Annotated in this window: 9 protein-coding genes; all 9 read right to left on the reverse strand. The window is 64.1% G+C overall.

Features of this window, described 5'->3' with window-relative positions; genetic code table 11:
* Positions 1–27: 27 nt before the first annotated feature.
* The 9 genes from ACGFI9_RS09170 to ACGFI9_RS09210 all read right to left on the reverse strand — a co-directional run bounded on the left by ACGFI9_RS09170 (position 28) and on the right by ACGFI9_RS09210 (position 13875).
* On the reverse strand, positions 28–480 hold the full coding sequence (locus tag ACGFI9_RS09170) for an NUDIX domain-containing protein (RefSeq protein ID WP_393176717.1): 453 nt from the start codon (positions 478–480) through the stop codon (positions 28–30).
* Between the two features lie 23 nt (positions 481–503).
* Positions 504–1304, reverse strand: a complete 801-nt coding sequence (locus ACGFI9_RS09175; protein WP_393176719.1) for a protein phosphatase 2C domain-containing protein — start codon at positions 1302–1304, stop codon at positions 504–506.
* A 13-nt stretch (positions 1305–1317) separates the two neighbouring features.
* Complete coding sequence (locus ACGFI9_RS09180) at positions 1318–2307, reverse strand: hypothetical protein (RefSeq protein ID WP_393176721.1); 990 nt, start codon at positions 2305–2307, stop codon at positions 1318–1320.
* Between the two features lie 25 nt (positions 2308–2332).
* Positions 2333–3070: a TauD/TfdA family dioxygenase gene (locus ACGFI9_RS09185; RefSeq protein ID WP_393176723.1), complete on the reverse strand. Its 738-nt coding sequence runs from the start codon at positions 3068–3070 to the stop codon at positions 2333–2335.
* A gap of 84 nt (positions 3071–3154) precedes the next feature.
* Positions 3155–4774, reverse strand: coding sequence for a protein kinase (locus tag ACGFI9_RS09190; RefSeq protein WP_393176725.1), 1620 nt, complete (start codon positions 4772–4774; stop codon positions 3155–3157).
* A 56-nt stretch (positions 4775–4830) separates the two neighbouring features.
* On the reverse strand, positions 4831–7728 hold the full coding sequence (locus ACGFI9_RS09195) for a type I restriction endonuclease subunit R (RefSeq protein ID WP_393176727.1): 2898 nt from the start codon (positions 7726–7728) through the stop codon (positions 4831–4833).
* A 194-nt stretch (positions 7729–7922) separates the two neighbouring features.
* Positions 7923–10136, reverse strand: a complete 2214-nt coding sequence (locus tag ACGFI9_RS09200) for an NB-ARC domain-containing protein (protein WP_393176729.1) — start codon at positions 10134–10136, stop codon at positions 7923–7925.
* Between the two features lie 539 nt (positions 10137–10675).
* The gene (locus ACGFI9_RS09205; protein WP_393176731.1) at positions 10676–11917 is read right to left on the reverse strand and encodes a restriction endonuclease subunit S; all 1242 of its coding nucleotides are present in this window, start codon (positions 11915–11917) and stop codon (positions 10676–10678) included.
* Positions 11914–13875 carry an N-6 DNA methylase gene (locus ACGFI9_RS09210; protein ID WP_393176733.1) on the reverse strand — a complete coding sequence of 654 codons (1962 nt, stop codon included), beginning with the start codon at positions 13873–13875 and terminating at the stop codon, positions 11914–11916. Before ACGFI9_RS09210 ends, ACGFI9_RS09205 begins: the two co-directional genes overlap by 4 nt.
* Positions 13876–13976: the final 101 nt, after the last annotated feature.

A 13976-nucleotide genomic window follows, 5' to 3' on the forward strand; every position in this document is an offset into this window, starting at 1 on the left:
GTCCGGGTCGGCGGGGTTCGGTGATCATCACGCCGAGGTCAGCCGCTGGACCCGCTCGCGCCAGCGCGCGATGGTCCGCTTGTACGGCTGCGGCATGTGCAGTTGAGGCACCTCGTCGTACGTGAAGACGCCGAGTTCCTTGTGCTCGGCGGAGTACACGAGTTCCTCATTGTTCGTGTACACGGCACCGTAGCTGACAATGAACACATGCCGATGAGGCGTGATCTCGTAAACCCACGAGTCGATGATGTCGACGTCGGTGATGGTCAGACCGAGCTCTTCGGCGACCTCCCGGCACACCCCGTCCTCGGGTGTCTCGCCGACTTCGAGCTTGCCGCCGGGCAGCTCCCACTCGTTGCGCTCGTTCTTCAGCAGTGGCACCCGGCCATGGTGGTCGACGACCAGCTTGACCGAGACCGGCAGCTGATATTCGAAGTATCCGGGGTTCCGTTCGACGAGGTACGGCGGTCGATCGGTCATATGCTCAGCCCTCCGCGTTGGAATCAGTCTCGGGTGATCAGCACAGCGGCAACGTCATCGGCCCGCTTGAACCGGCCGCTCACATTACGGGCATCGGCCTCGACGTCGCGGATCAGCTTCTCCAGATAGTGCAGCCCTCGATCACGCGCGTCGGCGATGACCTCCGCCCACCCCCGGTAGAGCCCGTAGTCGGTGACCAACCGGGCGAAGCCGTCGGTGCACAGCAGAATGTGATCGGTGTCCGCCCACGAGCCCACCACACTGTGCGGCCGCAACACCCGCTGCGGGTGCCCTGAGAAGATCGACTCGGTGTCGCCGGAGGTCATGGTGTACAGCCGCCGCTCATGCATCGCCGCCGCGATCCGCTGAGCGTCCACCTCGCCGGACCCGACCGCCGCGGCCTCCCGCCGGTCGAAGAAGCCGGTGGCCAGCACGGACTGCTCCCGCCCGCTGACCACCGCGGTGGCGTCACCGACCCGGCTGATCGCAAAGCCGGCGCCCTGGTCGACACAGACCGCGACCGAGCATGCCGGCGGCACCCGATCAGACGGGAATTCGTACGCTGCCTGTTGTTGGGCCACCTCTGCGGCAACCGTTTCGAGCAAGACGGCCGGGTCACCACGGTAACCATCCGCGCCGGCTTTCGTCAGTCGATCCCCGATGGTGTCGACGAGCCACTGCACATCGCTGTCGGCGGGAAGCGCCGCCGTGTCGTACAGGTCGGTGGCACCGTCGATCACCCAGCCGAGCGTGCCGCAATGGCCGACGCGGTCCTCATTGGCCCGCGTACCACCGGCTGTGCTGATCATCTCCTGCACCTTCATCGGCTGGTCCTTCTCATGACATCCACGAGGTCGGCACGAACATCCCCGCCCCGATCAGCGCGCATCCGAAAATGATGGCGGCAGTCACCCGCCGGATGCTGCTGTTGTTGACCAGTGAAAAGGTACCGAACACAATGCCGATCGCGCCCGAGGCCACCAACATCAGACGGATGGCGTCGGTTCCCTTGCTCTGGCTCGCGATGTTGCTCGCAGTGGCAATGAACGCCACCACCGCCGCCAACAGCCCAAGAAGTTGCAGCTGCTGCGCCTTGAACTCGGTCAACTCCGTGCGGAACCGGCCGTGAGCCCGGGCCCAGCGGCTCCGTTCCTGCATGAGATCGATGCGTACCCGGGTGGCTTGGTACTGAGTCAGCCGGCGTAGGTAGTCGCGGGAAGCGCGCGGCTCCAGCTCGATCGCCTGCGCGACGGCGGCGCGCGCGGCTTCGAACTCACCGCGCAGGGCCAGCACTCGACCTTTGGTCTCGTAGTAGTGGGCGACACGGCCATGGGTGAGGGTGATCGCACGATCGACGTGTCGCTCGACCTCGTCAAGGTCCGCAGCTGATCCAGCCTCTTCCAACCGTTCGAGGTATTCCACCCAGAAGGCGGCCAGTTGATGGACCACCGCCGGCACGTCCGGCATCGCTTCGACGGCCTGCCGCGAGTACTCGACGGAGCTGCGAAGGGAGGCGAGGTCGCCGCGCATCCGGGCCACGATGGCGCGGAAGGTGTGGAAGTACGGCTCGGTGCCGAACTCGCCCTCATGTTCACGCACGATCGCGCCGTACTCGGCGTGCCGCTCCTCGCGCCGCAACCGCAGCAGCAACGCGTAGAGGGCCGCGAACCGGGCTCGGGACCGGAGAGTACGGTCATCGATGATCGCCCGCAGCGTCGACTCCGGGTCAGGGTGGTCTTCGATGATCTCTCGAATCGCCTGCGGGAAGGCCAGGTCGCGGGCCGAGGGCGCCGAGGACAGGGCGCTGATCAGGCGGGACCGGTCCACGGCCCGGGTCCCGCCCGACCTCGATCTAGGAATTCGCAACCGAAAACCCCCTGTTGAGCCAGGCGTACGGATGATCGGGGTTGACCCTGGCAAGGAACCGCACCAGGCGTCGACTGCCGGCGAAGGCTGCCCGGCCATGGAGGAGACGGTGGTTGTGTACGAGATACCCCTCGCCGGCGGCGAGTGACAGGGAAATTGCCGTCCCGGAGATCAGGCGACGTAGTTCCGCGAGGACATCGGCGCTCCCGGCGCCACCGTGCGGGGCAGCGACCTGATCGTCGCGGTATCGGAAGCGGGCAAGACCCTCTGCCATCTCGATCACGGGACGGCCTGCAGATCCATCTGCCGGAACCAGTCGCACGCCGGCTATCGCGGCATCGTCGAAGGTGTGGCGCAGCAGCGCCAGTACGCGGGCACCGTCGACCAGGGCCGCGGCTCCGCCGGATCGGGCCGGCGCGACCATCAGCGCGGCGAGCACGCTGGGAGGGTGCGCCTGCAGACTGCGGTCGGTGTGCGGGTGCAGCGCCGCACAGGTGAAGCCGGCCTCAGTCTCGATGTCCTCCGACCGGCTACGTGGCGTAATGACCGTCAACCCTTCGGCCGACTGGTGTGGGTGGCTGACCGGTTCTGTCCACCGGGATAGCAGGGCTTCGACCTCGCCGACACTCCCCTGACGAATCAGAACCGCGCCGTCGCGGGCGAGGGTGGCGGGCAGATGGTCGCTGTCCACTTCGGCAAGGTTCTTCACCTCCAGCAACTGCATGGTTCCTCCTGTGCCGCCCGGGCCTCCTCATGCCTCGCGATATGCCACGCCAATCACCGTATCCATCGGGGATCGGCATCACCTCTACCGTTCGTCCACTTCGGACGGGCAGGTCAATCGGCGATCCTGCCGCGCGCCCTCGTCGAGGCGGACGAGGTGGTCGAGCAGCCCTTCGATCTCTGCCACATCTGGTGAGGCCGCCCCGCGCATGCGCCGAACGTGGACGAGCAGGCCCTGCAGCTCCTGGCGGGCCAGCGCTGTGTCGCCCACGCCGGCGGCGAGGAGCGCGATCTGATGACGAATGCCGAAGAGCTCCGGCGCATCGGCGCCGAGGACGGCCTGCTGATCCGCCAACAGAGCACGCAGCGCCCGCAACGCCTCCGGGGCCTCGCCCAGCTCGGCCTGGCAGGTGGCCGCCTGCTGCCGACAGTGCCAGATCAGCTCCTGGTCGGGTACCGGACGTTCAGCGAGGTCGGAGACGAGACGCTGGAATTCGGGCAGGGCCTGCCGGAACGCGCCGGCGAGGACGTACAGATTGGCCAGGTTGAGCCGCAGCTCCAGGATCCTGGGCTGCTTGGCCCCATGCCCGCCCCGGACCGGCCGCAAGGCCGATTCCAGCAGCTCCGCCGCCTGCGTGAACCGCTCCTCCTCGGCAAGCTCCCAGGCCCGCTCCTCCACCTCGGCCAGCTCGTCGAGAGACGGCGGTGCGACGATCTCCGCCGCGGCTCGTGGCCGGACGACATCGACGCGCGTCGGCGGCAGTGGCGCCTGGGGCGGCAGCGGACCGAACGGATACCGGTACGGCATGGTCGGGTCGACCCGCTGCCCGTCGGCGACGGTCACCGCAAGATCGTCAGCCAGGTCCGGCTCCACCGCGCCGAACGGGGCAAGGATCTCGTACACCTCGGCGGCCGATCCGGGACGGTGCTGCGGGTCCTTGGCAAGCAACCGGACGACAAGCTGCACCAGGACGTCAGGCACGCCGGCGCGATGGTCCGCGATCGACGGGACCGGATCGTTCATGTGCCGGTGCAGCATGCCGAGCGGGTTGTCGGCCCGGAACGGCGGATCGCCGGTCAGCAGCTCGAACAGCACACACCCGAGGGCGTACAGGTCCGCGCGCGGCCCGACCGCGCTGTTGAGCGCCTGCTCCGGCGCCATGTAGGTGGGCGTACCGAGGGTGTGGCTGGTGGCGGTCAGCCGAGGTACGTCCGCGCCAAGCAGCGCCGCGACACCGAAATCGAGCACCTTCACCGCACCCGCCGGGGTGACCATCACGTTCTGCGGTTTCAGGTCACGGTGCACCAGGGAAGCGGCGTGCGCGGCCGCGAGCACCGAGCAGATCTGCGCGCCGATCGCGGCAGCCCACGGTACGGCGAGCCAGCCGCGCTCGGCGATCAGCTCCGACAGGAGCACGCCCGGCACGAGCTGCATGACGAGGTACAGGTCCTCGCCGTGGTGACCGACGTCGTGAACGCTCGGCACGCCCGGATGGTCGAGCCGGGCGGTGACCCGCGCCTCCCGCATGAACCGCTCGATCGCGTTCTCCCGCTCGCTCTCGGGGACGGTGAGCTTGCGGAGGAACTTGATGGCTACCGGCCGGTCGAGCTTCTCGTCGAAGCCGGCCCACACCTCCCCCATGCCGCCGTGGCCGAGCGCATACGTCAGCTCGTACCGCTCGGCCACACGTTCCTGTGCCTGCACTGCCGTCGCCTCCCCGACGCGATCCAGCAGGTGCCAGCCTGGGCTGGCCCCTGAGGTTAAGCGATCCCCTTGCGGCGGCGGATCATCTGGTACGCCTGGCGGCGCGCGAACTGGTTGAGCTGCGAGCGCAGGTTCTCGTCGTCGAGGTAGCGCTGCATCAACTTGCCGTTGTCGTCGTGTCGGGACAGGATCACGTCCTCGATCCGCTTGTCGCAGACCACGCCGAAGTTGCTCTCGTCGTTGACCATCGCGGCGGCTTCGAGGGTGCCGTCCTCGGCCAGGGCGACGATCTGCTGCTCGACCCATACCTTGTCGGCCTCGCCCAGCCCGATGCCGAACCTGTCGTTGAACGCGTCGATCAGCTCGGACAGCGCGACCTTCTCCGGATCGTGCTGGCGGCCCGCTCCCCCGCCGACGAAACCGGGCAACATCTGCTCCCCCTCCGGGGACAGCGACGCATCGTGCTCGCCGGTCTTGCTGACCCGCAGGTGGGTCAGCTGCACCTCGCCGATGTCCACGGACGGGTCCTGCCGGCGCGGCAGCCGGTTGAGCAGCGCCCGCCCGTACAGGTAGAGCCGTTCCAGGTCCGGGTCCTGGTAGGGCACGATCTGGCTGAGGAACGCGTACATCCGGGTGTAGTCGCGCAGCGCGGACCGGAAGCCGTCCGCGGCCTCCTGGTCGTCGGCAGCCAGGGCCTTGAAGCGGTCGACCGCCGGGTCGGTGAAGCGGTAGAGGGAGGCGTGGGCCCGCTGGAGCGCCGTGTCGCTGGTCGCCTTCTGCTCCGCCGCGAGCAACGCCTCGGCGTACGCCTGCATCTCGGAGTCAACCAGAATCGGATAGCCGGTCACCGCGTTCTGGGCGGTGTAGAGAAGGTTCGGATCGGTGGGGGTGGTGGCGGCGGTTTCAAAGTACGGCTTGAACTGCTCGGCGATGTCGCCGGCCTCGTTGACGAAGTCGAGGACGAAGACATCACCCTGGGCCTTGAGCGGGTGGGTGCGGTTGAGCCGGGACAGGGTCTGCACCGCGGCGACACTCTTGAGCAGCTTGTCGACGTACATCGTGGTGAGCAGGGGCTGGTCGAAGCCGGTCTGGTACTTCTCGGCGACGACCAGGATCTTGTACTCGGTGTCCTGCTTCGCCCTCGGCGTGCCGGCGTACTTGTCGTCGGCGGCGGTGTAGGCGAACTTCTCGGGCAGCTCACCCTCGCTGAACCCGTTGATCCGCGCCTCGGTGTGCTCGACGCCGTCGACCTCCAGGTCGCCGGAGAAGGCGACCAGGGAGTCGCAGCCGACGTAGCCCTGCATCTCGACGTACTTCTTGATGGCGGTGTGCAGGCGAACGGCGGCCTCGCGGGAGCCGGTGACCACCATGGCCTTGGCGCGACCGCCGAGGCGCGGCGCGGTGTGCTTGCGGAAGTGCTCGACGATGATCTCGGCTTTCTGCGCCTGCATAGTGGGATGCAGGCTGGCGAAGCGGGCGAGCTGCGCGCCGGCCTTCTTCGGGTCGACCTCCGGGTCGTCGGGGTTGGCGTTGGCCAGCTTCCAGTACGCCTTGTAGGTCAGGTAGTTGCGCAGCACGTCGAGGATGAAGCCCTCCTCGATGGCTTGCCGCATCGAGTACGTGTGGAACGGCTGCGGGTTGCCGGTGACCGGGTGCGGCGTGCCGAAGAGCTCGAGGGTCTTCGGCTTCGGCGTGGCGGTGAACGCGAAGTACGACAGCGTCTCGTGCCGGCCGCGGGCCAGCGCCGACGCGGTGAGCAGGTCACCCGACTCGTCCACGTCGTCACTGCCGAGCTTGAGCAGCACCTTCTTCAACGCGGCGGCCGAGTCGCCGGACTGCGACGAGTGCGCCTCGTCGACGATGACCGCGAAGCGCTTGCCCTTGAGCCCCTGCACCTTGTCGAGGATGAAGGGAAACTTCTGCATGGTGGTGATGATGATCTTCGCGGTCTCGCCCTGGAGGGCGGCGGCGAGCTGGGCGGAGTCCTTGTCGATCCGCTGCACCACGCCGGGCACGTGCTCGAACTGGAAGACCGTGTCCTGCAACTGCCGGTCGAGCACCACCCGGTCGGTGATGATGATGACCTTGTCGAAGACCGGCTCGTTGGGGCGCAGGCCCTTGACGCGGGCCTCCTCGCAGATAATGGGTGCGGTGTGCAGGCTGGAGAGCCGGTGCGCCAGCCAGGCGATGGTGTTCGACTTGCCCGACCCGGCCGAGTGCATGACCAGGTAGTTGTGGCCGGAGCCGTTGCGGGCGGCGTGGTCGGTGAGCTGCCTGACCGCGTGCCACTGGTGGTAGCGCGGGAAGATCAGGGCCCGCGACTCCTTGTCGGTGTGCAGGAACCGCCGGACCAGGTCCATCCAGGTGTCCGGGTGCCAGATCTGCTCCCAGAGGTAGGAGCTGCGGTAACCGGAGGCGCCCGCCGGCGGGTTGCCGGCGCCACCGGAGACGCCCGGCCCCTCGGAGCCGGTGTTGAAGGGCAGGAACCGGGTCTTGTCGCCGGCCAGCTTCGTCGTGACGAAGACCAGGTCGGGATCCACGGCGAAGTGCACGAGGGTACGCCGCGCGAAGAGCAGTTCCTTCGGGTCGCGGGTCTTGCGGTACTGCTCCTTGGCTTCCTCGACCGTCTGGCCGGTGAGCGGGTTCTTCAGCTCAGCCGTGGCAAGCGGGATGCCGTTGACGAAGAGGACCAGGTCGAGGGTGTTGTTGTTGCTCGTCGAGTAGGCGAGCTGGCGGGTGACGGTGAGGCGGTTGGCGCGGTAGAGCTTGAGCGCGTCATCGGTGATCGCGTGGGCGGGCTTGAAGTAGGCGAGCCGGATGAGGACGCCCTTGTCCTTGACGCCAAGGCGGAGGACGTCGAGAGGGCCACGCTCGTCGATCTGCTTGGCGAGGTACTGGGCGAAATGCCGCTGCGCCTCGTCGGGGTTGTTCCCGTGGTAGGCAAGCAGCTTCACCCACGCATCAGGCTGGGAGGCCCTGATGAACGCGAGCAGCTCGGCGCTGTCCAGGCCGAGTTGTCGGTCATAGTTACACGGCAAGCCCTGTCGCCACATCGAAGCAACCAACGCCGCCTCTACTGAGCTCTCGAACACGGCTTCATTCCTCGCGCGCATACCAACCTCAGTTTCTTCGCTGGCGACATGCTCGGCTATCCGAGCCAACGAACCCACTCAGCCCTGTGGCCCTTCGGATGGCTCCGATTAGGGTTGAAGGCGACAGGGGTACCCTCGCTGATGTACTCCCATTCAGCGGGTTCCACCAAGTCCCTCAGGTGGTAGAAATAATCCCTGTTACCGTAGGTTAGGAATCCGTAGTATTTGTCCGACACTATGTTCTTCACAACACCAATCCGACGGTCAAGCCAACTCGGTTCGACAGTTCTAACCCGTTCCTGAAGCTCGGCCTGAAACTCGCGGGCCTTGCGGACCACGAAGTTCTCATCCGACGCATTGGAAAGATCGCTGGCCGCCAGCGCAAGCTGCATAATGCGGTCTCTCGATTCCTCCATCAAGAGCTCAACAGGAGCCGCCTTTGCCACGTCCTTCCCCGCCTCCACGGCATGCAATGACCCCTCTAGATCGCCTCGATCGCGGTCGGTAGTGGCCCAATAGACGGCTGCTCTGAGTGCGGTAGTTACGGCGGGAGCAAGCTCGGGCTGATACGGGGAGGCGGTCTCCAGCGCATGCATCGTCACTTCAAGCGCTGAATGGTAATCTTCAACGCGCAAGAGGGCCCAAGCCAGCGGCGGCATCACCACAGCGTTCGGCGCGCCAAAACGGGCAGCCGATTGGAGAAATTCAAGGCCGCGAGCCGGATCGTCTCCCTCGTCGAGCAGAAAGCTGCCGTAGAAATAGTTCAGGGTTGGCGAACCAGGTGCCAATTCGTGGGCCCGCTCGTATGCTGCGCGGGCAGCGCCGTAGTCACTACGAATCACCTGTATGTGGGCTTCCACGCGCCACGCCTCGTGATACGTAGGCGCAAGAGTCTGGGCTTCGCGGCAGTTCGATAGCCCTTCGTCACTGTCGCCACGATTCGCAGCAAGTAGGGCATCACGGAGCAAGCGAGCAACGTTGAAATCGCCAGTTCCGCGGACATCTACAGTTTCCGGAGAATACGGGCTGGCCGAACTTTCTGCTCGAAGATCCGCGCCTACGCTGTGCAATCGCTGGTGTCGCCGCACCAACTCACTACGGTCTTTGGAAGAAACTGGGTGCCTTTTGTCTAGATATTGCTTACCGAAATCGGTTAGCTGATATGTCGTATCAACAATTTCAGAGGCACTGGTACTTTGGCTTCTCATTTGGACAAAGTTCGTCGTAATGAGTTCGAGGAGTGCCGCCTGTATGCGACTTGCGGTAAAGTCGTTCAGGAATGCAAGTTCCGCCTGATTCCTGGCGCCCGGTAACACCTGCATGCATCGGAGAACATCTTGGGCATCCGTACTCAGATACCCGTATACGTTGGACATGCAGAAGTCGAGAAGCAGCGCATTGTCAGAAACGAGCTCTTCAGGTCTCCTGCCTGCCTGCACGCCAGCTACGAACCACTTGATATACGCAGGATGGCCACCCATCTTCTGGACGTAGGCCCGAATTATGTCGTTCGACATCTGCTTCAATACACCGGCGCCTCGGATCCCTGCCACGGCCCGAAGGAGGCGCATTCCGTCGTCCTCCGACAGCGGCTCAAGACTGACCGGATTCTCAATGCCGAGTCCGATTCGACTGGTAATGATTACTTTACTGCCGAGCGGAAGCTCCAACAGAAAGTTGCGGAGCCGCTGGTCCAGCACAGTCTCAAGGTTGTCAAGAATGAGCAAGACTTTAAAATTCGCAAGGTAGCTTAATACCTCTTCGACGGGATCGGCGCCGGCGTCCGGTACCCCCAGCTCAGCCGCAGCCTTCGTAAAAAGCCCCAGTGAATCCTTGATCGCGCCGCTGATTCTCTGAATCTCGTTTGGAGTTAGCACAGTCGCCTTGGCACTAACCCAGACAAAAGCGTCGAAGCCAATTCCCGGCTCATCGAGGAGGTCGTAGGCGGCCTTCAGTGCGATGGAGGTCTTGCCGATGCCACCTTCTCCAAGAACAGAGACAACCGGGTAGGCTCCTTTTATGGCACGCTTAATCCTTGTCAACTGCTGCTGCCTACCAAAGAATCCCGTCTCATCGAAATCAGGGACGGGCAGATTGTGTTGAGGGCTACGTGTAGGATCCGTAGGCAGGTTGATCTTCAGGCCGAGAACGTACGCAGGGTTTGAATCCAACTTTCTGCGAGTTTCGGCAATATTTCTCCAATGCTTTCCGCCTCTATCGGCCAGTTGCCCGACAAAATCCAGGAGCTCGGATAGATCGTCAATCTCCATCGGGCGCGTGTGTGCAACTCTATTTCTGATTGCACTAATTCGCCCCAACCGCGGGCCCAAGAGTGACAGTTGTTCCGAGACCAACGGGGGCAGGTGGGCCTTGTGTGATAGCAGAACCTCGTAGCTATCGGCGAAGTCTAAGTACGGAAGGAGCGCAACCTCCGACCGAGGCGGCTTTGACCCATGGTCCTTCGCCCTCCTCTCCTGCGCTTTCGAGGCAGTCGCTTCAGGCAGAAGTGCCCTGATTGCTCCAAGACCATGGAGTGCCTCGATCTCTAGGCGCAGGTCCTCCTCAAGCGCAGAGATAAGCGCAAAGCAAGTCAGTCGAGTGGCGCTGAAACTCACGGCTTCCTCCCCCACTAGGAACGTGTCCACTGTCAAAGTAGCGACCGATTACGCTGCATCTGTTGTTGCTGGCTGCAGCGATGACACGTCGTGCGACGGCTAAGATCCATAGCGCGAAATGTTCGGACTCGATGGCAGTCACGCCCATCCGCCTTGTCGCCAGCGCCCTAGACGGGGCGCACGAAGTTCCTAGGTCATACCTCCGATCCGCGAGTCGTCGTCACGTCAATCTGCCCGGTCACCGCTGCGGTAATCAATGAGTGTCGCCGCTCCGCCAAAAGGCCTTCTTGACGCGAAACTGCCCTGGCAACTTTACGCTGCAACTCGTCAGCTTTATACATCGCCATGGCGATGTTGACCTGGTCATTAAGGTCCGGCAGCGGCACAATTGCCGATTTCACTACTTCTAGATTAATCATCGCCCTCGTTGAACCACGGCTATCCATCGCCTGTTCTCCGATCGGCGAGGACAGAAGCAGCGACAAAAATTTGGGGTCGGCCACTCGCTTACTAACTCGCGCACAGAAGCATTTCCCCTTTACAATGGCGGGTCCTAGATCCGGCGCGACGCAGGCTCTCCCGGCATGGTTGCGCGCGTCTCCCAGTCCCGCTATAAGCAGGTCCCCTGATATCACTTTGTGGCGAATAAGCCTTCGATACAGGTCAAGTGGGATGAAGGCCTGCTCGTGGCTTCGGTACTCGCCGAAGCCGATGTTGCCGAGCCTTACAACAGCGGCACCGGTCTCAGAATAGTTCGAGCTACTAAAAGCGCTACCAAACGGACCGTCAGTAATGAACTCGAGGACGCGCCTTAAGGGAGTTGGCGATGCCTCCACGTTCCGTAGGAGGCGCTGAAAGAGAGACCATCGCCTACTGACGAGGGCTTCGTGCAGACGTACGTGGGCGGCGACAATCCTCGCAGACCGCTTCGTCTCGGCGTCGAGGAAATCGGCGATGCGCCGCTGCTCGTCTAGCGGAGGTAGTGGCAATTCGAGATTGCCGACCTGCTCAGCATTCAGGTTCTGTTGGGTGTTACTTCGTGCAAGTGATGGCAACTCCTTTCGCAGAGACAAAAGGCAGTACTCCAGGAAGCGGGAATCAACACGACTTGTCGGGATTATGCCCAAGATGGCCTGGTTCCACACTCCATCGCGACCCAGTCGCGCCGTGTGGCCAAGACTTGCATACATGCTAAACAAGATCGTTCCAGGCGGCGACGGCCGCAAGCGCGCGGCACGCAGGCCGCCTGTTGTGAGAGCCCTGCTCGTAGCCTGCACGACAGGCTGACTGGACATATCTCCGATAGTCACCCATGGCACACCCTCGGTAGGGGGAGCCCAGTAGCTGCTATTACCGACGTCCGGCGTCCCTCCGGCATTGAGATACGCAATGTGCTTAAGGCGGGTCACCGTCCAGCCGTGGGGCTGTGGAGTCATTGCGTTACCTCGCTCAGCAGCATCTGAATCTCTACCGCAAGCGCCTTGATGTCGGAATCAATCTCGGCCAGCGGCCTCGGCGGTTGGTAAACGTAGAATTGGCGAGTGAACGGGATTTCATAACCAATCTTGGTCTTGGATTCGTCGATCCAGGCGTCTGGGACGTGCGTCAACACCTCGCGCTTGAAGTAGTCGTGGATGTCCTCGTCCAGCGGCACGTTCTCGTTGTCGCGCAGGTCAGCGTCAGGCAGCGGCTTGCCCTTGCGGTCGGTCTGCACCTCCCCCTCTGGGTCGCTCACCGAGAACGCCTCCCACACCGCCTTCTCCACCGCCGCCGGCAGCTTCCCCAGCCCGTTGAGCTTGATCGAGAAGTCAGCCCGCCTCGTGGACCTCGTACCGATCAGCGACTTCGCCGCCGCCAGCAGTGACTCCCTCTCGGCGTACTTGAGCACCGCCCGTGCCTCAGCGAGCAGCGCGACCGTCTCCTCGGTGACCTCGAAGCGCAGCCGAAGCGGGCGCTCGACGGTGATCCGCTGGTAGCCGAAGTCGGTGGTCTTGAAGACCTTCACCTTGGCGTGCTGCGGGTGCTCCGGATCATCCGCGATGGACAGGGCCTGAACATAGGCGCGAGTCAGCTCGGCGATGTGCTCGTCGGTAAGCATCTTGCGCTTGTCGCCGAGGCTCTTGCGCATCTTGGTCCAGTAGTCGCGCCCGTCGAGCAGCACGACCTTGCGCCGGCGAGCCGGCTCCTTGCGGTTGGTGAGGATCCAGAAGTAGGTGGAGATACCGGTGTTGTAGAAGAGCTGGTCGGGCAGCGCGACGATGCCTTCGAGCAGGTCGTTCTCCAGGATCCAGCGGCGGATCTCCGACTCGCCCGACCCGGCCGCACCGGTGAACAGCGGCGAGCCGTTGAAGACGATCGCCAGCCGGCTGCCGCCGTCCTCGGGGCGCTTCATCTTCGAGATCATGTGCTGGAGGAAGAGCAGCGACCCGTCGTTGATCCGGGGCAGGCCGGCGCCGAACCGGCCGGCGTGCCCGCGGGCCGCCTCGTCCTTGATGAACTTCTCGACCTTCTTCCACTCCACGCCGAACGGCGGGTTGGCGAGCATGTAGTCGAAGCGCTCGCCCTCGTGGCCGTCCTGACTGAACGAGTTACCGAAGGCGATTTTGGTCGGGTCGCCGCCCTTGAGCATCATGTCGGAGCGGCAGATCGCGTACGTCTCGCCGTTGAGCTCCTGCCCGTAGACCTCGACGGTGGCGTGCGGGTTGTGCGCCTGGATGTGCTCCTGGGCCTCGGTGAGCATGCCGCCGGTGCCGCAGGCGGGGTCATACACCTTCCGGACGATGCCCGGGGTGACCAGGTCGTCCTCGTCTGGGGCGAGCAGCAGGTTCACCATCAGCTTGATGACCTCGCGCGGGGTGAAGTGCTCACCGGCGGTCTCGTTGCTGATTTCGGAGAAGCGGCGGATCAACTCCTCGAAGACGTAGCCCATCTGATGGTTGGAGACCACGTCCGGGTGCAGGTCGATGTCGGCGAACTTGGCGACCACCTGGTAGAGCAGTCCGGCCTCGGCGAGCCGGCTGATCTGGGTGTCGAAGCCGTACTTGTCGAGCACGTCGACCGCGCCGGGTGAGAAGCCGCCGATGTAGGCGCGCAGGTTGAGCGCGACGTGGTCCTGGTCGCCGAGCAGCTTGCGGAAGGACATCTCGCTGGTGTTGTAGAAGGAAAGCCCGGCGGTCTTGCGCAGCACCGGGTCCATGTTCTGCACGCCCATGTCCTTGAGCTGCTTGTGCCGGGCGAGCACAGCGTCCTTCGTCGGTTCGAGCACGCAGTCGAGGCGGCGCAGCACGGTCAACGGGAGGATCACCCGGCCGTACTCGGACTGCTTGTAGTCGCCGCGCAGCAGGTCGGCCACCGACCAGATGAAGTTCGCCAGCTCTTGGTGCTTGGTGCTCACCAGGTTCCTTTCGATTGCCTTAAGTCAAGCAGTATGGCTGCTGTCCTGCATCGTTGTAGTCCCCCACCCGGGGCGGATCGTCGTCCGATCCGTCAGCGGGG

Origin of the sequence: Micromonospora sp. NPDC048930 (genome assembly GCF_043197935.1) — a bacterium.
GTDB lineage: Bacteria > Actinomycetota > Actinomycetes > Mycobacteriales > Micromonosporaceae > Micromonospora.